This is a genomic window from Pseudomonas borbori (assembly GCF_900115555.1).
Taxonomy (GTDB): domain Bacteria; phylum Pseudomonadota; class Gammaproteobacteria; order Pseudomonadales; family Pseudomonadaceae; genus Aquipseudomonas; species Aquipseudomonas borbori.
Map to the genome: position 1 here is coordinate 19765 of NZ_FOWX01000004.1, position 18452 is coordinate 38216.

The 18452-nt window shown below is 64.0% G+C and carries 20 protein-coding genes; 8 read left to right on the forward strand and 12 right to left on the reverse strand.

Annotated elements, in window-relative coordinates; all coding sequences use genetic code 11:
• Positions 1–91: 91 nt before the first annotated feature.
• The 5 genes from BM315_RS03855 to BM315_RS03875 all read right to left on the reverse strand — a co-directional run bounded on the left by BM315_RS03855 (position 92) and on the right by BM315_RS03875 (position 4700).
• On the reverse strand, positions 92–2074 hold the full coding sequence (locus BM315_RS03855) for a dynamin-like GTPase family protein (RefSeq protein WP_090498001.1): 1983 nt from the start codon (positions 2072–2074) through the stop codon (positions 92–94).
• Positions 2075–2220: 146 nt separating this feature from the next.
• Positions 2221–2517: a DUF167 domain-containing protein gene (locus tag BM315_RS03860; RefSeq protein WP_090498003.1), complete on the reverse strand. Its 297-nt coding sequence runs from the start codon at positions 2515–2517 to the stop codon at positions 2221–2223.
• 13 nt (positions 2518–2530) lie between these two features.
• Positions 2531–3121, reverse strand: a complete 591-nt coding sequence (locus tag BM315_RS03865) for a YggT family protein (RefSeq protein WP_090498005.1) — start codon at positions 3119–3121, stop codon at positions 2531–2533.
• A gap of 40 nt (positions 3122–3161) precedes the next feature.
• Entirely contained in the window at positions 3162–3980 is an 819-nt protein-coding gene (gene proC, locus BM315_RS03870) for a pyrroline-5-carboxylate reductase (RefSeq protein WP_090498007.1), read from the reverse strand.
• Between the two features lie 39 nt (positions 3981–4019).
• Positions 4020–4700 (reverse strand): YggS family pyridoxal phosphate-dependent enzyme, encoded by a 681-nt coding sequence (locus BM315_RS03875; protein WP_090498009.1) that lies wholly within the window; start codon positions 4698–4700, stop codon positions 4020–4022.
• Positions 4701–4763: 63 nt separating this feature from the next.
• Here BM315_RS03875 and BM315_RS03880 point away from each other — a divergent pair, with 63 nt between their 5' ends.
• The 3 genes from BM315_RS03880 to BM315_RS03890 all read left to right on the forward strand — a co-directional run bounded on the left by BM315_RS03880 (position 4764) and on the right by BM315_RS03890 (position 7559).
• On the forward strand, positions 4764–5798 hold the full coding sequence (locus BM315_RS03880; RefSeq protein ID WP_090498012.1) for a type IV pilus twitching motility protein PilT: 1035 nt from the start codon (positions 4764–4766) through the stop codon (positions 5796–5798).
• A gap of 110 nt (positions 5799–5908) precedes the next feature.
• Positions 5909–7054: a PilT/PilU family type 4a pilus ATPase gene (locus tag BM315_RS03885; RefSeq protein WP_090498014.1), complete on the forward strand. Its 1146-nt coding sequence runs from the start codon at positions 5909–5911 to the stop codon at positions 7052–7054.
• Between the two features lie 103 nt (positions 7055–7157).
• Positions 7158–7559, forward strand: coding sequence for an NINE protein (locus BM315_RS03890; protein WP_090498016.1), 402 nt, complete (start codon positions 7158–7160; stop codon positions 7557–7559).
• Positions 7560–7613: 54 nt separating this feature from the next.
• Here BM315_RS03890 and BM315_RS03895 read toward each other — a convergent pair whose 3' ends face one another.
• From BM315_RS03895 to gshB, 7 genes are all read right to left on the reverse strand, one after another.
• Positions 7614–8885 (reverse strand): dihydroorotase, encoded by a 1272-nt coding sequence (locus tag BM315_RS03895; protein WP_090498018.1) that lies wholly within the window; start codon positions 8883–8885, stop codon positions 7614–7616.
• Positions 8885–9895 carry an aspartate carbamoyltransferase catalytic subunit gene (locus BM315_RS03900; protein ID WP_090498345.1) on the reverse strand — a complete coding sequence of 337 codons (1011 nt, stop codon included), beginning with the start codon at positions 9893–9895 and terminating at the stop codon, positions 8885–8887. The genes BM315_RS03895 and BM315_RS03900 overlap by 1 nt, the downstream gene beginning before the upstream one ends.
• Positions 9896–9900: 5 nt before the next feature.
• Entirely contained in the window at positions 9901–10413 is a 513-nt protein-coding gene (pyrR, locus tag BM315_RS03905) for a bifunctional pyr operon transcriptional regulator/uracil phosphoribosyltransferase PyrR (RefSeq protein WP_090498020.1), read from the reverse strand.
• Positions 10414–10678: 265 nt separating this feature from the next.
• Complete coding sequence (gene ruvX, locus BM315_RS03910) at positions 10679–11113, reverse strand: Holliday junction resolvase RuvX (RefSeq protein WP_090498022.1); 435 nt, start codon at positions 11111–11113, stop codon at positions 10679–10681.
• Entirely contained in the window at positions 11113–11682 is a 570-nt protein-coding gene (locus BM315_RS03915) for a YqgE/AlgH family protein (protein ID WP_090498024.1), read from the reverse strand. The genes ruvX and BM315_RS03915 overlap by 1 nt, the downstream gene beginning before the upstream one ends.
• A 106-nt stretch (positions 11683–11788) precedes the next feature.
• The gene (locus BM315_RS03920) at positions 11789–12685 is read right to left on the reverse strand and encodes an energy transducer TonB (protein WP_090498025.1); all 897 of its coding nucleotides are present in this window, start codon (positions 12683–12685) and stop codon (positions 11789–11791) included.
• 107 nt (positions 12686–12792) lie between these two features.
• Complete coding sequence (gene gshB, locus BM315_RS03925) at positions 12793–13743, reverse strand: glutathione synthase (RefSeq protein ID WP_090498027.1); 951 nt, start codon at positions 13741–13743, stop codon at positions 12793–12795.
• Between the two features lie 244 nt (positions 13744–13987).
• Here gshB and pilG point away from each other — a divergent pair, with 244 nt between their 5' ends.
• From pilG to BM315_RS03950, 5 genes are all read left to right on the forward strand, one after another.
• Positions 13988–14395, forward strand: coding sequence for a twitching motility response regulator PilG (gene pilG, locus BM315_RS03930; protein WP_079203716.1), 408 nt, complete (start codon positions 13988–13990; stop codon positions 14393–14395).
• A 48-nt stretch (positions 14396–14443) separates the two neighbouring features.
• Complete coding sequence (pilH, locus tag BM315_RS03935) at positions 14444–14809, forward strand: twitching motility response regulator PilH (protein WP_090498029.1); 366 nt, start codon at positions 14444–14446, stop codon at positions 14807–14809.
• 44 nt (positions 14810–14853) lie between these two features.
• A complete protein-coding gene (locus BM315_RS03940; RefSeq protein ID WP_090498031.1) occupies positions 14854–15390 on the forward strand; it encodes a chemotaxis protein CheW in 537 nt (178 codons plus the stop codon).
• An 84-nt stretch (positions 15391–15474) separates the two neighbouring features.
• Positions 15475–17523, forward strand: coding sequence for a methyl-accepting chemotaxis protein (locus BM315_RS03945; RefSeq protein WP_090498033.1), 2049 nt, complete (start codon positions 15475–15477; stop codon positions 17521–17523).
• Between the two features lie 66 nt (positions 17524–17589).
• Entirely contained in the window at positions 17590–18447 is an 858-nt protein-coding gene (locus BM315_RS03950) for a CheR family methyltransferase (protein WP_090498035.1), read from the forward strand.
• Positions 18448–18452 lie beyond the last annotated feature (5 nt).

The window sequence follows — 18452 nt, forward strand, 5'->3', positions numbered from 1 at the left end:
GACCCTGCTCGCGGTAAAGGAAGTGCCGCAGTCTAAAGAGCGCCGCCCCGGGCGGCAAGCGTGCGGGGCGGCGGGCAATGCCTGGTGGCGCTTATTCGCCGCCGCTGTGGCTCCAGGCCACGCCGGGCAGATTGACCACCTTGCCCTGGCGCTGGATCGGCGCGGGGCGGCGCAGGCTGCGCAGCATCTCGCCGGCCTGGGCCAGTTGCTGCTGCAGCTCGTCGCGGTAGCCGGCCAGCTGCTGGCCGCGCTGGCGCGCCTGCTGGGTTTGCTGGGCCAGGGACTTGAGCCGCAGCATGTGGCTTTCCAGCAGCTGTTTGTGTTCCAGGCTGTGTTGCATCAGCGGCATCAGGGCGTCGTCGGCCCACTGCCCGGCTTCGATCCGCAGGCGCTGGTGCAGGCCGATGACCTCCTGCACCAGGGTGGCGAAGAAGCGCCGGGTCAGGCTGCGCTGTTCGGTGAGCAGGGTTTTCAGGTGCAGACGGAACTGGTCGGCCTGGGTCTGCAACTGCTGGAGTTCGCCCAGGTAGCGCTTGACGCTGAACTGCGGCGCATCGACGCCTTGCAGCGGATTCTCCTGGTTGTGCCGGCGGTAGATGGCCGCGACCATCTTGTTGGCCATCTCGGCTTCATGGGCCAGGCTGTCCAGATCATGTGCCAGCGAGCGGAAGAAGTGCAGGATCGCCTGGTTGATGCCCAGGGTGGTCCAGCTGCCGGCAAGGTTCTTGCGCACCTTGTTCAGGTGCTCGTCAAGGCGTTCTGCACGCACGGCGAGCTGCAGCAGCTCGCCTTGGCGCTTGAGCAGGCGCTGGTTGCTTTTCAGGCCGAGCAGGCGCTTGTGGTGCTGGTTATGGTCGTCCTTGGTCCTGGCGGTCAGTTCGAACAGCAACTGGCCATTGTCGTGCTGGTGGTTGCTCAGCAACGCCTGTTGTTCGTTGACCTTGTCCAGGCGCAGGTTGAGTGCATGTTGACTGCTCTGCAGCAGGGCCAGCACCTGGTTGACCACGCGCTCTTCGATCAGGCGTTCCTTCTGCCTGACGATGCGTTCGCACAGCAGGTTCTCCAGACTGCTCATCTGGCTGCGGGCCAGCAGGGCCTCGTCCTTGCGTACCTTGGCCAGCAGCGCCTGCTTGGCCGACAGCGGCAGCACCTCCTCGGGGCGGATGCCGAGCTGCCTGGCCGTGAGGGTCTGGATCTGCGCGATGGCGTGCTGCACGAAGGCTTCGCCGGCCAGGTCGTCCCAGAGGATGTCGATCTTGTTGAGCACGGCGAACAGGCAGGTCTGGGTGTCGTCGTCGAGCTGGCGGATATGTTGCTGCCAGACCGCCAGGTCGCTGGCGGTCACCCCGGTGTCGGCGGACAGCAGGAAGATGATCGCCTGGGCGCTGGGCAGCATCGACAGGGTCAGCTCCGGTTCGCTGCCCAGGGCATTCAGGCCGGGGGTGTCGAGGATGCGCAGGCCCTGGCGCAGCAGCGGGTGATCGAAGTTGACCATGGCATGGCGCCAGGCCGGCACCAGCACCTGGCCGGGTTTGCCGGTGCTTTCCAGGGCGTCGGGGTGAAAGCCCAGCTGGATGGCCTGCTCCACCGGCATGGGCTTGCTCTTCGCCACCTGGGTGAAGGCCTGGATCATGTTGTCCGGGTCGCTGAGGTCCAGCGGGATGTTCACCCAATGCCGGGGAATCCGCTTGAACTGGGCGACGCTGGTCTCGGTGGCGCGGGTTTCGATCGGCAGCAGGCGGATGTAGGAGCGTTCCGAGCGGGGATCGAAGAACAGCTCGGTGGGGCACATGGTGGTGCGCCCGGCCCGGGACGGCAGCATGCGCTGGCCGTATGCGGAGAAGAACAGGCTGTTGATCAGTTCGGTCTTGCCGCGCGAGAACTCGCCGACGAAGGCCAGGGTGATGTGGTCGCTGCGCAGCAGTTTGAGCGCGCGCTCCAGCTTGGCGTCCAGCGCCTCGGCGTTGAGCCGGTTGTTCACCAGCCAGCTGCGGTAGCGGGTGATCTGGCGGATCAGCTCGCGCTTCCAGCCGACGTAGGCATCGACCTGTTGACTGAGACGTTCCATGCTCATCCTGGCGTTCCTCTGGCTGGCGCGGCTACCGGCGCGGGTCTGCCCGGCGGCGCGTGGCGGGCGCCGATGCGCTGGGCTGGCGAGCATTATGCGGATCGTATGAGGTGAGTCAATTGGCCATCATCACGGCGCGGCCTGATGGTCGCTCAGGCGGGGCGAGCGGTCAGTTCGAGCGCTGCCGGCAGCTGCCGCGGCTGCTTGATGCGCACGCGCTTCTGCCGGCTTTGCTGGCCGCTTTCCAGGCTGACCTGGCTCTTGCTCACGGCAAAGGCGTCGGCGAGAAAGGCCAGCAACTTGGCGTTGGCCTTGCCGTCGACTGGCGGCGCGGTGAGGCGGATCTTCAGCCGCTCACCGTGCAGCCCGGCGAACTCGTCGCAACTGGCTTTGGGCTGCAGGTGGCAATCGAGGATCAGGTCCTCGCCGTCCCAGCGATAGAAACTCATCGGGTTCTCGGGCTCAGACCGCCAGGCTGAGGCCCTTGAACATGCCGGTCATCACCGCCAGGTTGCGCACCACCAGCATGTCGATCAGGTTGAGGACCAGGAAGGCCACGATTGGCGACAGGTCCAGCCCGCCCATGCTCGGCAGAATCCGCCGGATCGGCACCAGCAGCGGCTCGCAGATCTGATTGATCAGTTCGGCCGCGGGATTGTGGCTGCCCTGGGCGACCCAGGACAGGATCACGCTGATGATCAGGGCGAAGAAGAACACCTTGATGAACAGGGCAGTGACGCCAATGATCGACCAGACCAGCAGCTGCAGCGGATCGTCGAGGCCATAGCCCATCAGCAGCAGGACCAGGGCCATGAGCACCAGTTGCACCAGGATCGCCAGCACCAGCGAAGCCAGGTCGAGTCCGGCGAAACTGGGAATGACCTTGCGCAGGGGCTTGAGCAGCGGGTGGGTGGCGCGCACGATGAACTGGCTGAGCGGGTTGTAGAAGTCGGCCCTCACCAGTTGCAGGATGAAGCGCAGCAGCACGATCAGCAGGTACAGGCTGCCGATGGTTTGCAGGATATACACCGCTGCGGTACTCAGTCCGATCATTGCTTACTCCTTGATGGCCCATTCATGGGGGCCGAATGGTTTATTGGCCAAGCTGCTCGGCCAGTTCCGCCGAGCGCCGGGCGGCGGCATGCAGTGCCTGTTCGACCAGGGCTTCGAAGCCGCCGGCCTGGAAGGTCTTGATCGCGGCTTCGGTGGTGCCGGCCGGCGAGGTGACGCGGCGGCGCAGTTCGCTGGCATCGACATCGCTGCCGGTGGCCATGCGCGCGGCGCCCAGGGCGGTGTGTGCGCTCAGTTGTGCGGCGACCTCGCGGGGCAAGCCGAGTTTCTCCCCGGCGGCGGTCATGGCTTCGATCAGCAGGAAGAAATACGCCGGGCCGCTGCCGGACACGGCGGTGACCGCATCGATCAGCCGTTCTTCATCCAGCCACAGGGTCAGGCCAACCGCGCCCAGCAGCTGTTCGGCCTGCTGGCGTTGCGCCGCCGAAACCCGGCTGTTGGCATACAGGCCGCTGACGCCCTGGCGCAGCAGCGCCGGGGTGTTGGGCATGCAGCGCACGACCGCTCGGGCGCCGAGCCAGCGTTCCAGGCTGGCGCAGCTGATGCCGGCGGCGATGGACACGATCAATTGGCGGTCGCTGATATGCGCGGCCAGTTCCAGGCAGACATCTTTCATCACCTGCGGTTTGACGGCCAGGACGATCACATCGGCGCCCTGAATGGCCTCGGCGTTGCTGGCGAAGGTGTCGATGGCGTGTTCGGCGCCGATCCTGGCGCGTTGCTCGGCGCCATGGTCGCTGGCGCACATGCTGCCGGCGTCGACGCCTTGGGCGCGCAGCCCGCCGATCAGGCTGGCGGCCATATTGCCGGCGCCGATAAACGCAATACGGGGGGAAGTCATAAGCGGTTTCCTTATTTATCGAGTCGAGTAGAGCGGCGCTTATGAATAGTCGCGCTCGCCAAACAGGGCGGTACCGATGCGAACCCAGGTCGCCCCTTCGGCAATGGCGGCCTCGAGGTCGTGGCTCATGCCCATGGACAGGGTGTCGAGGTCCAGGTTCAGCCTGGCTTGCAGTTCAGCCAGGCGGGCAAAGGCGGCCTGTTGCGTCGCACGGTCGTCGCTGGGTTGGGGAATTGTCATCAATCCACGCAGCTTGAGGTTGGGCAGTTGTGTAACAGCCTGTGCCAGTGCCGGCAACTCTTCGGGGCTGCAGCCTGATTTGCTGGCCTCGCCACTGACGTTCACCTGCAGGCAGATATTCAGCGCCGGCAGGTGCGGCGGGCGCTGTGCGGACAGGCGCTCGGCGACTTTCAAACGATCCACCGAGTGTACCCAGGCGAAGTGTTCGGCGATCGCCCGGGTCTTGTTCGATTGAATGGGGCCGATGAAATGCCAGATCAATGGCAGGTCGCTCAGCTCGAGCTGTTTTTCCAGGGCTTCCTGCAGGTAGTTCTCGCCGAAGTCGCACAAGCCTGCCGCATGGGCCTGGCGAATCGCCGCCGCGGGTTTGGTTTTGCTCACCGCGAGCAAGCCGATCGTTGCACAATCCCGCCCCGAGGCTTGCGCCGCCTCACGGATGCGTGCTCCGACCTTTGCAATATTCTCTGCTATCGTGGACATTACTCGCGCCAGCCGCCTAGTGTTCGCGGCATTCTACCTGCTTGCTTGTCATTAGGGAGTCCCATGGATATCACTGAGCTGCTTGCCTTCAGCGCCAAGCAAGGCGCGTCGGACCTGCATCTCTCTGCTGGTCTGCCGCCGATGATTCGGGTCGACGGCGATGTGCGCCGGATCAATTTGCCGGCCCTGGATCACAAGCAGGTGCATGCGCTGATCTACGACATCATGAACGACAAGCAGCGCAAGGACTTCGAGGAGTTCCTCGAGACCGACTTCTCCTTCGAAGTGCCAGGCGTCGCGCGTTTCCGGGTCAACGCCTTCAACCAGAACCGCGGCGCCGGTGCGGTGTTCCGCACCATTCCGTCCAAGGTGCTGACCATGGAAGACCTCGGTATGGGCGAGGTGTTTCGCAAGATCACCGACGTGCCAAGGGGCCTGGTGCTGGTCACCGGGCCCACGGGTTCGGGCAAGTCGACCACCCTGGCGGCGATGCTCGATTACCTCAACGGCAGCAAGTACCAGCACATCCTGACCATCGAGGATCCGATCGAATTCGTCCACGAGTCGAAGAAGTGCCTGGTCAACCAGCGCGAGGTGCACCGCGACACCCTCGGTTTCTCCGAGGCTCTGCGCTCGGCCCTGCGCGAAGACCCCGATATCATTCTGGTCGGCGAGATGCGCGACCTGGAGACCATCCGCCTGGCGCTGACCGCCGCGGAAACCGGTCACCTGGTGTTCGGCACCCTGCACACCACCTCGGCGGCCAAGACCATCGACCGGGTGGTCGACGTGTTCCCGGCCGAAGAAAAATCCATGGTCCGCTCCATGCTGTCGGAGTCCTTGCAGGCGGTGATCTCGCAGACCCTGCTGAAGAAAGTCGGCGGCGGTCGGGTGGCGGCCCATGAAATCATGATCGGCACCCCGGCGATCCGTAACCTGATCCGCGAGGACAAGGTGGCGCAGATGTACTCGTCGATCCAGACCGGCGGTTCGCTGGGCATGCAGACCCTGGATGCCTGCCTGAAGAACCTGGTCGCCAAGGGTCTGGTCACCCGTGACAGCGCGCGGGAAAAAGCCAAGACCCCGGAAAATTTCTAATCCATTACCGGCTGACCGCGAGGTTGGCCGGCAATGCAAGTTGTTGGCGAGGCACGCGCCCAGCAACTGGTCGTTGGCCAAGCGCGTGACGGTGATGGGCGAGATAACGCATGGAATTCGAGAAACTGCTGCGCCTGATGGTCGAAAAAGGCGGCTCCGACCTGTTCATCACCGCCGGCGTACCGCCGTCGATGAAGGTCAACGGCAAGATCATGCCGGTGACCAAGACCCCCATGTCGCCCGAGCAAACCCGGGAAACCGTGCACTCGGTGATGAACGAGCAACAGCGCCGCGACTTCGCCCAGAGCCACGAATGCAACTTCGCCATCAGCGCCCGCGGGATCGGCCGCTTCCGCGTCAGCGCCTTCTACCAGCGCAACCTGGCGGGCATGGTGCTGCGCCGGATCGAGACCAACATCCCGACCCTGGATGACCTCAAGCTGCCGGAAGTCCTCAAGAAACTGGCCCTGACCAAGCGTGGCCTGGTGCTGTTCGTCGGCGCCACCGGCACCGGCAAGTCCACCTCGCTGGCGGCGATGATCGGCCACCGCAACAAGAACAGCAGCGGCCACATCATCTCCATCGAAGACCCGATCGAGTACATCCACCAGCACCAGAACTGCATCGTCACCCAACGTGAGGTCGGCATCGACACCGAGTCCTTCGAGGTGGCGCTGAAGAACACTCTGCGTCAGGCGCCGGACGTGATCCTGATCGGCGAGGTGCGCACCCGCGAGACCATGGACCACGCCGTGGCCTTCGCCGAGACCGGTCACCTGTGCCTGGCCACCCTGCACGCCAACAACGCCAACCAGGCGCTGGACCGGATCATCAACTTCTTCCCGGCCGATCGGCAGAATCAGGTGTGGATGGATCTGTCGCTCAACCTCAAGGCCATAGTCGCCCAGCAGCTGGTGCCGACCCCGGACGGCAAGGGCCGGCGCGCGGTGATCGAGGTGCTGATCAACACCCCGCTGGCCGCCGACCTGATCCGCAAGGGCGAGGTGCACGAACTCAAGGGCCTGATGAAGCGCTCCACCGAACTGGGCATGCAGACCTTCGACCAGGCACTGTACAGCCTCTACAGCCAGGGCGAGATCACCTACGAAGATGCGCTGCTGTATGCCGACTCGGCCAACGACCTGCGCCTGCTGATCAAGCTCGGTTCGGAAGCCGACGGTGAGCACCTGGCGCACATGAGCGATGGCCTGTCCCTGGAGGTCGCCCCCGAGGATCCGGGTCGGCGTTTCAGCTGAAACGACTCAATCCAGCCCGCATTCGCGGGCTTTTTCTCGAGCGGTAAACCTTGCGCGGTCTTGCCGGTCTCATTCGCATCACTCAGCAGCGCAGGAGCAAGGCATGGACGTAACAAAGGACACCCACAGCAAGGTCATCGGTTATCTGCTGTGGATCTTCGGTTTTCTCGGCGCGCACCGCTTTTATTACGGCAAGCCGGTGACCGGGACCATCTGGTTCTTCACCCTCGGCTTGCTGTTTATCGGCTGGATCGTCGACCTGTTCCTGATCCCGGCAATGGATCGCGAGGCCGATCTGCGCTTCACCGCCGGCGCCACCGATTACAACGTCGCCTGGATCCTGCTGACCTTCCTTGGCGTCTTCGGTGTACACCGCATGTACCAGGGCAAGTGGCTCAGCGGGATTCTCTACCTGCTCACCGGTGGCCTGTTCCTGATTGGCGTGCTCTACGACTTCTGGACGCTGAACGAGCAGATATCGATCAAGAACGCCCAGCGCGGCTGATCGCCAAGCACAAAAAAGCCCGCCGATTGGCGGGCTTTTGCGCTTGGCAGTTGTTCAAGCCTGGTAGCTGATACGCCCATCGACCAGGGTATAGCGCACCGCGCCCGGCAGGCAGTGGCCGATGAACGGGCAGTTGGCGCCTTTGGAGTACCAGCTTTCCCCGGCCAGGGTCGAGGCCTGCGGGTCGAACAGCAGCAGGTCGGCCGCTGCGCCCAGGCTCAGGCGGCCGGCGGGCAGGCGCAGGGCCTGGGCCGGGCCGCTGGACAGGCGCGCGAGCAGGCTCGGCAGGTCGAGCAGGCCGTCCTGCACCAGGCTCATGGCCAGCGGCAGCAGCAGTTGCACGCTGCTGATGCCCGGTTCGGTGGCGCCGAAGGGGGCTAGCTTGGCGTCGCGTTCATGGGGCTGGTGATGGCTGGCGATGGCCGAGATCACCCCGCTCTTCACCGCCGCGCGCAGGCCGTCGCGATCGGTCCGGGTGCGCAGTGGCGGCTGTACGTGATAAAGGCTGGAGAAGTCGCTCAACGCCTCGTCGGTGAGGATCAGCTGGTACAGCGCCACATCCGCCGTCACCGGCAGGCCGCGGGCCTGGGCCTCGGCGATCAGCTGGGCGCCGCGGGCGCTGGTCAGCTGGCTGAAGTGGGCGCGCACGCCGCTTTGCTCGACCAGCAGCAGGTCGCGGGCCAGGGCCACGGTCTCGGCGCTTTCCGGGATGCCGGCCAGGCCGAGGAAGCTGGCGGTGGCGCCCTCATGGGCCAGGCCGCCCTCGGCCAGGTCGTGATCCTGGGAGTGGAAGATCACCGTCAGGTCGAAGGTGGCGGCGTATTCCAGGGCGCGGCGCAGGGTGCGGGTGTTGCGGAAACTATCCAGGCCATTGCCGAAGGCCACGCAGCCGGCGTCGCGCAGGGCAACCAGCTCGGCCAGCTGTTCGCCGGCGAGATCCTTGCTCAGCGCGCCTATGGGGAAGACCTTGGTGTGGCCGGCCTCGCGGGCGCGGTCGAGGATCAGTTCGGCCACCGCCGGGGTGTCCAGCACCGGTTTGGTAAAGGGTGGGCAGCACAGGCTGGTGACGCCGCCGGCGGCCGCGGCCAGGGTTTCGCTGGCGATGCTGCCCTTGCGGCTGTAGCCGGGTTCGCGCAGGGCGACGGACAGGTCGACCAGGCCGGGCGTGGCCACCAGGCCCTGGGCGTTGATGATTTTTTCCGCGACGAAGCCGGCCGGGGTCTGGCCGATGGCGATGAGCTTGCCGCCGTCGATGAACAGGTCGACGACCTGGTCGAGGTTGCTATTCGGGTCGATGACGCGGGCACCGAGGATTGCGATACGCATCAGTTGGACTCCTCGGCTTCCTGGTTGAGTTGACGCTGGGCATTCTGCCCGCTCATGGCCATCGACAGTACGGCCATGCGCACGGCGATGCCATAGGTGACCTGGTTGAGGATCACCGATTGCGGGCCGTCGGCCACTGCCGACTCGATTTCCACGCCGCGGTTGATCGGCCCCGGGTGCATCACCAGGGCATCCGGTTTGGCCAGGGCCAGGCGTTGCTCGGTGAGGCCGAACAGGCGGTAGAACTCGCCCTCGCTGGGCAGCAGGCCGCCACTCATGCGCTCGCGCTGCAGGCGCAGCATGATCACCACGTCGACATCCTTGAGGCCGGCGGCCATGTCGCTGTAGACGGTCACGCCGTATTGCTCGATGCCGACCGGCAACAGGGTCTTGGGTGCGATCACGCGGATGTCCGGGCAGCCGAGGGTCTTCAGCGCCAGCATGTTCGAGCGGGCCACCCGCGAGTGCAGGATATCGCCGACGATCGCTACCGAAAGCTGCTCGAAGCTGCCCTTGTGCCGGCGGATGGTCAGCATGTCGAGCATGCCCTGGGTCGGGTGGGCGTGGCGGCCGTCGCCGCCGTTGATGATCGCCAGGTTCGGGCAGACGTGTTCGGCGATGAAGTGCGCGGCGCCCGAATCGGCATGGCGCACCACGAAGATGTCGGCGGCCATGGCTTCGAGGTTGCGCAGGGTGTCGAACAGGGTCTCGCCCTTGCTGGTCGAGCTGGTCGACACATTGAGGGTGATGACGTCGGCGGACAGGCGCTGGGCGGCCAGTTCGAAGGTGGTGCGGGTGCGCGTGGAGTTCTCGAAGAACACGTTGCACACGGTCTTGCCGCGCAGCAGCGGGACTTTCTTCACCGCCCGCGCGCCGACTTCGAGGAAGGAGTCGGCGGTGTCGAGGATTTCCGTCAGCAGCTCGCGCGGCAGGCCGTCGAGGGAGAGGAAGTGGCGCAGCTGACCTTGGTCATTGAGCTGCAGTGGGCGCTTGGCATCCATGGGTGTCATCGCGATCATTCTCGGTTGGCCAGCGTCTGGAGTTCGAGGGTCAGCGGCGTGGGGCCGGACAATTTTACCCGTTGATTCGGCGCCAGCGACAGACTGGCGCCGACCACGTCGGGGCGGATTGGCAGCTCGTGAGCGTTCAGGTCGAGCAGGCTGACCAGGGTCACGCTGGCCGGACGGCCGTAGTCGAACAGTTCATTGAGCGCGGCGCGGATGGTGCGCCCGCTCATCAGCACGTCGTCGATCAGCACCAGGTGCTGGCCTTCGACCTCGAACGGCAGTTCGGACGGCTGCACCTGCGGGTGCAGGCCGCTCTGGGTGAAGTCGTCGCGGTAGAAGGAGACGTCGAGGATGCCCAGCGGTGCCGGGCTGCCCAGGGTTTCGAGCAGTGCCTGGGCGACCCACACGCCGCCGGTGCGGATGCCGATGAAGCGCGGCTCGCCGATCTGCCGCCGATTGAGGTGGCCGATCAGTGCCGCGGCCATTTGCGGCAGCAGTTCGGCGGGGTTGGGTAGGCTCATGGCAACACTCCAGATGTAAGTAAAACAGCCCCTGAAAACGTAGGCGAGGCAGCCGGGACAAGGCGCTACGTTAGTAACAGCCTCCGGCTGGTCAAAGCGGCGAGGAAGCGCACTGGGCTCGCACGCGAGTTTACGTGTTGTAAATGAGCATTGCTCGCTTCGCTCGTCCTCCGGACCGCGCTAAAGCGCGTCAGCAGCTAGCTCCTTTCTGAGCCTGTTTTTAACGTCCCTCTTGTTTATAGAGAAGGGGCAACGCAGGTAGTTTTCAGGGGCTGTTTTCTTCCAGCCAGCCTTGTAGCAGCAGTGCTGCGGCCAGGGCATCGACCGGGCGCTCGCGATAGCCACCGTTCTGGCCTTGTTGCAGGCGCTGGCCCTTGGCCTCATAGGTGGTCAGGCGTTCGTCGTGGGTATGCACGGGCAGGTTGAAGCGGCCGTTGAGGCGGCGGGCGAACTTCTCGGCCCGCTCGCTCATCTCGCTCGGGCTGCCGTCCATGTTCAGCGGCAGGCCGACGACTATGGCGTCCGGCTGCCATTCCTTGATAAGGGCTTCGACTTTCTGCCAGTCCGGCACGCCGTTCTGCGCCTTGAGGATGCACAGCTCGCGGGCCTGGCCGGTGATCACCTGGCCGACGGCAACGCCGATCTGCTTGCTGCCGTAATCGAAACCCAACAACAGGCGCAGCGCTTTGCCCTCGCTCATCAGGCGTGCCCGGCTTGCGAGGTGAGCAGGCTGAGGTTGACGCCCAGGCGCGCGGCGGCGGCATTCAGGCGCTGATCGAAGGGCAGGTCGAAGAGGATGGCGCTGTCGGCCGGGCAGGTCAGCCAGGCGTTGTCGGCCAACTCGGTTTCCAGTTGCCCGGCATCCCAGCCGGCATAGCCGAGGGTGATCAGGTATTTTGCCGGTCCCGTGCCGTCGGCAATCGCGAACAGCACATCCTGGGAGGTGGACAGCCCCAGCTCGCCGAGTTCCAGGGTGGCCTGGAACTGCGGGCCAGCCGGATGCAGGACGAAGCCGCGATCGGTCTGCACCGGGCCGCCGGAGAATATCGGCAGCTCCTGGCAGCGCTCCGGCGGCTCCTCGTCGGGACGCAACTGCTCCAGCACATCGGCCAGGTTGAGACCGTTCGGGCGGTTGATCACCAGGCCCATGGCGCCCTGCTCGTTATGCTCGATCAGGTAGATCAGGGTCTGCGCGAAATGCGGATCGGCCATGTGCGGCATGGCAATCAGGAATTGGTGCTTGAGGTAGCTCGGGTTGGCGTCTTTCATGGGCAATAGTTTCAGGCTTCGAGCCAAGAGCTTCAAGCGTCAGGCGGCAAGCTGCAAGAAAAAAGCGTGATCCTGTGGCCGGGCGAGCCGATTGCGGCTTGCCGTCTCAGCGGCTCGACAGGCGGTCGCCACGCTCGAAGCGCCAGGTGCGGATGATTTCCAGGCGGTCGACATCGGCCAGGTCGCCGGTGAACGGGGCATAGGGTGCGGCCAGGCGCACGATGCGCAGGGCGGCCTGGTCGAGCAATTGCTGGCCGGAGGACTGCAGCACCTGGACTTCATAGAGGGTGCCGTCGCGGTTGATCGAGACCAGCACCCGCAGGCTGCCGTAAATCTGCTGGCGGCGTGCGTCGTCCGGGTAGTTGAGGTTGCCGATCCGTTCGACCTTCTTGCGCCACTCGTCCTTGTACCAGGCGCCCTTGTCGCGCATGGTCGAGGCCGCGCTGAGGCGGTGGATCTTCGGCCGTTTGGCGTACTGCTGGATATCGTTGGCCAGTTCGGCTTCCAGGCTGGCAATTTCCGCAGAGAGTTGCGCGCTGTCGAATACCGGTGCCGGGGGCGCCTGCACTGTGGGTTTGACTGCTTCGCGCTTGACCGGGGTCTTTTGTTGTTGCGGGGCGCGGGTCGCTAGCGTGGCTTTCGGCGCTTCCTGGCGTACCGCCGGTTGCGCCGGGGCGGCGGGCGGTGTCACGCGCTTGACCTGGGTGTCCTGGAACGGCGCCTGCTCGGTGGTTTTCGGCGCGGCCTTGTGTTCCAGGGTGCCGCTGCCCTGCTGGTTGTCCTGGGCGAGGAAGTCGGCTTCCTTCGGCTTTTCCTCGCTCTTGAAGGGCGACAGGGTGATTTCCAGGGTCTTGCTGATCTGGCTGGGCTCGGCCAGGCTGAAGCCCAGGCCGAGAATCAGCGCGGCATGCAGCGCCGCCGCGAGGAACAGGGTAAAGCCCAGCCGATCCGCTGGGCGGACGCCTGCGGCGGGTAGATCGACTGGGAGCGTGGCTGCGTTCATGCGGTTTCGGGTCGGCTCAGATTGCCGCGCAGTCTGACGGCTCGGAGCCGCCAGCTGCAAGCGCCAAGCGCCAGGCTGCAACCTGCGTCATGCTTTCCGTTTACGGCTTACGGTTTCAGCTTGCCTGCGATGGCATCCATCAGGCGCTCGCCGATGCGGGTGTCGTAGGCGGCGTCGATCTCGCGGATGCAGGTCGGACTGGTCACGTTGATCTCGGTCAGGTAATCGCCGATCACGTCCAGGCCGACGAACAGCAGGCCCTTTTCGCGCAGGGTCGGGCCCACGGCCGCGGCGATTTCGCGGTCGCGCTCGGTCAGCGGGCGGGCTTCGCCGCGGCCGCCGGCGGCCAGGTTGCCGCGGGTTTCGCCGTGTGCCGGGATGCGCGCCAGGCAATAAGGTACGGGTTCGCCATCGATCATCAGGATGCGCTTGTCGCCTTCGACGATCGCCGGCAGGTAGCGTTGCGCCATTATCTGTTGTGTGCCGTGGGCGGTAAGGGTCTCGAGGATCACCGAGAGGTTGGGATCGCCCTCGCAGTGACGAAATATCGAAGATCCGCCCATGCCATCCAGGGGTTTGAGAATGATGTCACGTTGCTCTTTGGCAAACTCGCGCAGAATGTCGGATCGGCGACTGACCAGGGTAGGCGGCGTGCACTCGGGGAACAGGGTGGCAAACAGCTTCTCGTTGCAGTCGCGCAGGCTCTGCGGGCGGTTGACCACCAGTACCCCGGCTTGCTCGGCCTGCTCCAGCAGGTAGGTGGAATAGACGAACTCGTTATCGAAGGGTGGATCCTTGCGCATCAGGATCACATCCAGCTCGGTCAACGCGACGTCGCGCTCGGCGCCCAGTTCGAACCAGTGCTCAGGGTCATTGAATACGACGAGCGGGCACAGGCGGGCGCGTGCCTCGCCCCGGGCCTGGTAAAGGTCCTTCTGCTCCATATAGAAGAGCGACCAGCCGCGCGCCTGGGCGGCCAGCAACATGGCCAGCGAGCTGTCCTTTTTGAAGGCGACCCGGGCGATGGGGTCCATGACAATGCCGAGGCGAACGCTCATGGGGGAATTTCTCCGTGAAAGGCAGCAGTTTAAAGGGTGTCGGGGCGAGCATGTGACATCAGGGTGGCGCTGGGGAAGCGGGTGGTCAAGGAAAAAACCTTGCCCTTCCGCGGCTTATAGCTTGCATGGGGAGAGTGTGCTAAAAAGGCCCGACGATTGGGTTGCACCCGTCGTTGGCAAGGCCTCAGGCGCACTGATAGAACGCGAAAAATAACGACTCACCGAGGCGGATGGTAGGGCAAACATGGAACAGCATTCCGAGGGTTTGAGGGTGATGGTGATCGACGACTCGAAGACGATTCGTCGTACCGCGGAAACCCTGCTGAAAAAGGTGGGTTGCGAGGTGATAACCGCGGTTGACGGCTTCGATGCCTTGGCAAAGATCGCCGATACCCACCCAAATATTATTTTTGTCGACATCATGATGCCGCGGCTCGATGGCTATCAGACCTGTGCCCTGATCAAGAACAACAGTGCTTTCAAGTCCACCCCGGTGATCATGCTGTCCTCCAAGGATGGTTTGTTCGACAAGGCCAAGGGGCGCATCGTTGGCTCCGATCAATATCTGACCAAGCCTTTCAGCAAGGAAGAGTTGCTTGGAGCGATCAAGGCTCATGTACCTAATTTCACCCCGGTGGAACAGGCATCCTGACGTCTGCCGCGATAGCGGTAGACGCCTTTTCATGTATTGGGAAACACCATGGCTCGAATTCTGATTGTTGATGACTCGCCGACCGAGATGTACAAACTGACCGCCATGCTGGAGAAAAATGGCCATCAGGTGCTCAAGGCAGAAAATGGCGCGGACGGCGTGGCCCTGGCGCGTCAGGAAAAACCCGACGCAGTGTTGATGGACATCGTCATGCCGGGCCTCAATGGTTTTCAGGCGACCCGTCAGCTGACCAAGGACGCCGACACCAGCCACATCCCGGTGATCATCGTCACCACCAAGGATCAGGAAACCGACAAGGTCTGGGGCAAGCGCCAGGGCGCCAAGGACTACCTGACCAAGCCGGTCGACGAAGCGACGCTGCTGAAAACCTTGAATGCCGTATTGGCCGGTTGATGCCGTGCCGATGCACTACTGAAGAATAAAAGGCCACGGTTGGCATGGCGGACACGCAGACACCTTTTCAAACCCTCCTCGGCATCGACCAGCGTTGTCGATTGCTGGCGGCTGGCTTGCCATTGCAGCAGGCCGCCGTGCAAACCTGGAGTGGCATCGGCTTTCGCATGGGCGAGCGGTTTTTCGTCGCGCCCATGGGCGAGGTCGGGGAAGTCCTGCACGAGCCGCGCCACACCCTGCTGCCCGGGGTTAAAAGCTGGGTCAAGGGCGTGGCCAACGTGCGCGGTCGTCTGCTGCCGGTAATGGATCTGTGCGGCTTCTTCGGCAACGAGTTGTCGCCGCTGCGCAAGAAGCGGCGGGTGCTGGTGGTCGACCACCAGGAAATATTCGCCGGACTGACGGTCGATGAAGTGTTCGGCATGCAGCACTTTGCGGTGGACACCTTCTCCGAACAGTTACCGCCACTCGAAGCGTCCATCGCGCCCTTCATTCATGGCGTCTTCCAGCGCGAGCAACCCTGGTTGGTGTTCAGTCCTCATGCGCTGGCTCAGCACCAGGGGTTTCTCGATGTTGCGTTTTAACAGTTTTTCGGTTGGGCCGGCTTTGCCGGCCTGTTGGGGTGGTGTGGGAACCGTAGCGCGGTCGGTCCAGGCGGGGGCCAGATAATGAAAAAACTCAATGCAGGCAATTTATTCGCGGGTACGCGCAGCAGTACGCTGATCGCCGGGCTGTTTATCGTCCTGATCGTCTCCATCGTGCTGTTGTTCGCCAACTTCGCCTACATCAATACGCAATCCAACTACGATACGGAATACATCGGCCACTCCGGTGAGCTGCGGGTTCTGTCTCAGCGTATTGCCAAGAACTCCACCGAAGCGGCCGCCGGCACTGCCGAGGCTTTCGGTTTGTTGCGCGAGGCGCGCAACGACTTCGAAACCCGCTGGGGCTATCTGACCAACGGCAACCAGGAGAGTGGCGTGCCCTCGGCACCGGAGGCCGTGCAGGCGCAGATGGCTGCCGTGCAGCGGGACTGGGACAGCCTGCGGCAGAACACCGACGCCATTCTGGCCAGCGAACAGACGGTTCTGTCCCTGCACCAGGTGGCCGAAACCCTGGCGGAAACCATCCCGCAGCTGCAGGTCGAGTACGAAGAGGTGGTCGACATCCTCCTGGAAAGCGGCGCGCCGGCCGCCCAGGTGTCGGTGGCCCAGCGCCAGTCGCTGCTGGCCGAACGTATTCTCGGCTCGGTGAACAAAGTGTTGGCCGGTGACCAGGATTCGGTCCAGGCCGCCGACATGTTCGGCCGTGACGCCAGCCTGTTCGGACGGGTCTTGAGCGCCATGCTGGAAGGCAACGCGGCCATGGAGATTACCCAGGTGACCGATGCCGAAGCGCTCGAGCGACTGGCGGAAATTTCCGAGCTGTTCGAGTTCGTCTCCGGTTCGGTAGACGAAATTCTCGAAACCTCGCCGGAACTGTTCCAGGTGCGCGAGTCGGCCAACGGCATTTTCAGCGTCTCGCAGACCCTGCTGGACAAGGCCTCCGAGCTGGCAACCGGCTTTGAAGACCTGGCCGATGGCCGCGCCATCAACACCCTGGCCGGCTATGTGCTGGGCATTCTGGCGCTGGGCTCGATCATCCTGATCGGTATCGTGATGGTGCGCGAGACCAACCGCCGCCTGGCTGAAACCGCCGAGAAGAACGAACGTAACCAGGCGGCGATTCTGCGCCTGCTCGACGAAATCGCCGACCTCGCCGACGGTGACTTGACCGTAGCCGCGACCGTAACCGAAGACTTCACCGGCGCCATCGCCGACTCCATCAACTACTCCATCGACCAGTTGCGCGACCTGGTAGTGACCATCAACCTGACCGCCGTTCAGGTCGCCGGCGCCGCCCAGGAAACCCAGGCGACGGCGATGCACCTGGCCGAAGCCTCGGAACACCAGGCCCAGGAAATCGCCGGTGCATCGGCGGCGATCAACGAAATGGCCGTGTCGATCGACCAGGTGTCGGCGAACGCCTCGGAGTCCTCCGCGGTAGCGGAACGTTCGGTAGCCATCGCCAACAAGGGTAACGAAGTCGTACACAACACCATCACCGGCATGGACAACATCCGTGAGCAGATCCAGGACACCTCGAAGCGGATCAAGCGCCTCGGCGAATCGTCCCAGGAGATCGGCGACATCGTCAGCCTGATCAACGACATTGCCGACCAGACCAACATTCTCGCCCTTAACGCGGCGATCCAGGCCTCCATGGCCGGTGACGCGGGCCGCGGCTTCGCCGTGGTAGCGGACGAAGTCCAGCGCCTGGCGGAACGTTCCTCGGCGGCGACCAAGCAGATCGAGGCGCTGGTCAAGACGATTCAGACCGACACCAACGAGGCGGTTATCTCCATGGAACAGACCACCTCCGAGGTGGTGCGCGGTGCCCGTCTGGCGCAGGACGCCGGGGTGGCGCTGGAAGAGATCGAGAAGGTATCCAAGACCCTCGCGGCCCTGATCCAGAACATCTCCAACGCGGCGCGCCAGCAGGCGTCCTCGGCCGGTCACATTTCCAACACCATGAACGTGATCCAGGAGATCACCTCGCAAACCTCGTCCGGTACCACGGCGACCGCCAAGAGCATTGGTAATCTGGCCAAGATGGCCAGTGAGATGCGCAAGTCGGTTTCCGGCTTTACCTTGCCGGAAAGCGGCGAACAGGCATAAGCGCGCGGGGTGGCGGCCTTGTCCGGTCGCTGTCCTGTGCCTACGGCCATAAGCGAGAGGCACGACATGCAGTCAGGCGTCTGGGCCTTGCAGCCGGTGGTGGACATGTCCGCCGGCGAATTTCGCGCCTGGCAGACGCTGCTCGAAGAGCGCACCGGCATGGTGATCAGCGAGCAGCGGCGAGCATTTTTGCAAACCAACCTGAGCGCGCGCATGCGTGAGCTGGGGGTGGTGGATTACGCCAGCTATTTTCGCCAGGTCACGGATGGTCCACGCGGTGCGGTCGAGTGGTCGACCCTGCTGGACCGCCTGACCGTGCAGGAGACCCGTTTCTTTCGTCACCGGCCATCGTTCGAGGTGCTCGAGCGCTACCTGCACGAGCGACTGCAGCGAGGGTTGAGCCGGCCTTGGGAGTTCTGGAGCGTGGGTTGTTCGAGCGGTGAGGAACCTTATTCATTGGCGATCACGGCGGCCGAAATGCTGCGTGGCAGCGAGCGCCCCGAGCACTTTGGCGTGACCGGTACCGATATCAGCCTGAACGCGTTGAGCATGGCGCGCGATGGGCAGTATGGCGCACGCAAGCTGGAACAAATCGATGCGCCGCTGGGTCAACGCTATTTTGAGGCCCAGGCCGATGGACGTTTCAAGGTGATCCCGAGCCTGGCCGCGCGAGTGTGTTGCGCCCGGCTCAATGTGCTGGAGCTGGCCAAGGCGCCAGTGTCCGGTATGGACGTCATTTTTTGTCAGAACTTGCTGATCTATTTTCGTCGCTGGCGTCGCCGCGAGATCCTCAACCGCCTGGCCGAGCGCCTGGCACCGGGTGGTCTGCTGGTGGTGGGAGTGGGTGAAGTGGTCGGTTGGCAGCATCCGGACCTGCTTCCGGTGGCCGACGAGCGAGTGCTGGCGTTTACCCGCAAGGGATAGCAGGC

Bases quoted from the DNA above. Each gene is read 5' to 3' on its own strand.
- BM315_RS03855 (WP_090498001.1), bottom strand. From the start codon at position 2,074: ATGAGCATGGAACGTCTCAGTCAACAGGTCGATGCCTACGTCGGCTGG.
- BM315_RS03860 (WP_090498003.1), bottom strand. From the start codon at position 2,517: ATGAGTTTCTATCGCTGGGACGGCGAGGACCTGATCCTCGATTGCCAC.
- BM315_RS03865 (WP_090498005.1), bottom strand. From the start codon at position 3,121: ATGATCGGACTGAGTACCGCAGCGGTGTATATCCTGCAAACCATCGGC.
- proC (WP_090498007.1), bottom strand. From the start codon at position 3,980: ATGACTTCCCCCCGTATTGCGTTTATCGGCGCCGGCAATATGGCCGCC.
- BM315_RS03875 (WP_090498009.1), bottom strand. From the start codon at position 4,700: ATGTCCACGATAGCAGAGAATATTGCAAAGGTCGGAGCACGCATCCGT.
- BM315_RS03880 (WP_090498012.1), top strand. From the start codon at position 4,764: ATGGATATCACTGAGCTGCTTGCCTTCAGCGCCAAGCAAGGCGCGTCG.
- BM315_RS03885 (WP_090498014.1), top strand. From the start codon at position 5,909: ATGGAATTCGAGAAACTGCTGCGCCTGATGGTCGAAAAAGGCGGCTCC.
- BM315_RS03890 (WP_090498016.1), top strand. From the start codon at position 7,158: ATGGACGTAACAAAGGACACCCACAGCAAGGTCATCGGTTATCTGCTG.
- BM315_RS03895 (WP_090498018.1), bottom strand. From the start codon at position 8,885: ATGCGTATCGCAATCCTCGGTGCCCGCGTCATCGACCCGAATAGCAAC.
- BM315_RS03900 (WP_090498345.1), bottom strand. From the start codon at position 9,895: ATGACACCCATGGATGCCAAGCGCCCACTGCAGCTCAATGACCAAGGT.
- pyrR (WP_090498020.1), bottom strand. From the start codon at position 10,413: ATGAGCCTACCCAACCCCGCCGAACTGCTGCCGCAAATGGCCGCGGCA.
- ruvX (WP_090498022.1), bottom strand. From the start codon at position 11,113: ATGAGCGAGGGCAAAGCGCTGCGCCTGTTGTTGGGTTTCGATTACGGC.
- BM315_RS03915 (WP_090498024.1), bottom strand. From the start codon at position 11,682: ATGAAAGACGCCAACCCGAGCTACCTCAAGCACCAATTCCTGATTGCC.
- BM315_RS03920 (WP_090498025.1), bottom strand. From the start codon at position 12,685: ATGAACGCAGCCACGCTCCCAGTCGATCTACCCGCCGCAGGCGTCCGC.
- gshB (WP_090498027.1), bottom strand. From the start codon at position 13,743: ATGAGCGTTCGCCTCGGCATTGTCATGGACCCCATCGCCCGGGTCGCC.
- pilG (WP_079203716.1), top strand. From the start codon at position 13,988: ATGGAACAGCATTCCGAGGGTTTGAGGGTGATGGTGATCGACGACTCG.
- pilH (WP_090498029.1), top strand. From the start codon at position 14,444: ATGGCTCGAATTCTGATTGTTGATGACTCGCCGACCGAGATGTACAAA.
- BM315_RS03940 (WP_090498031.1), top strand. From the start codon at position 14,854: ATGGCGGACACGCAGACACCTTTTCAAACCCTCCTCGGCATCGACCAG.
- BM315_RS03945 (WP_090498033.1), top strand. From the start codon at position 15,475: ATGAAAAAACTCAATGCAGGCAATTTATTCGCGGGTACGCGCAGCAGT.
- BM315_RS03950 (WP_090498035.1), top strand. From the start codon at position 17,590: ATGCAGTCAGGCGTCTGGGCCTTGCAGCCGGTGGTGGACATGTCCGCC.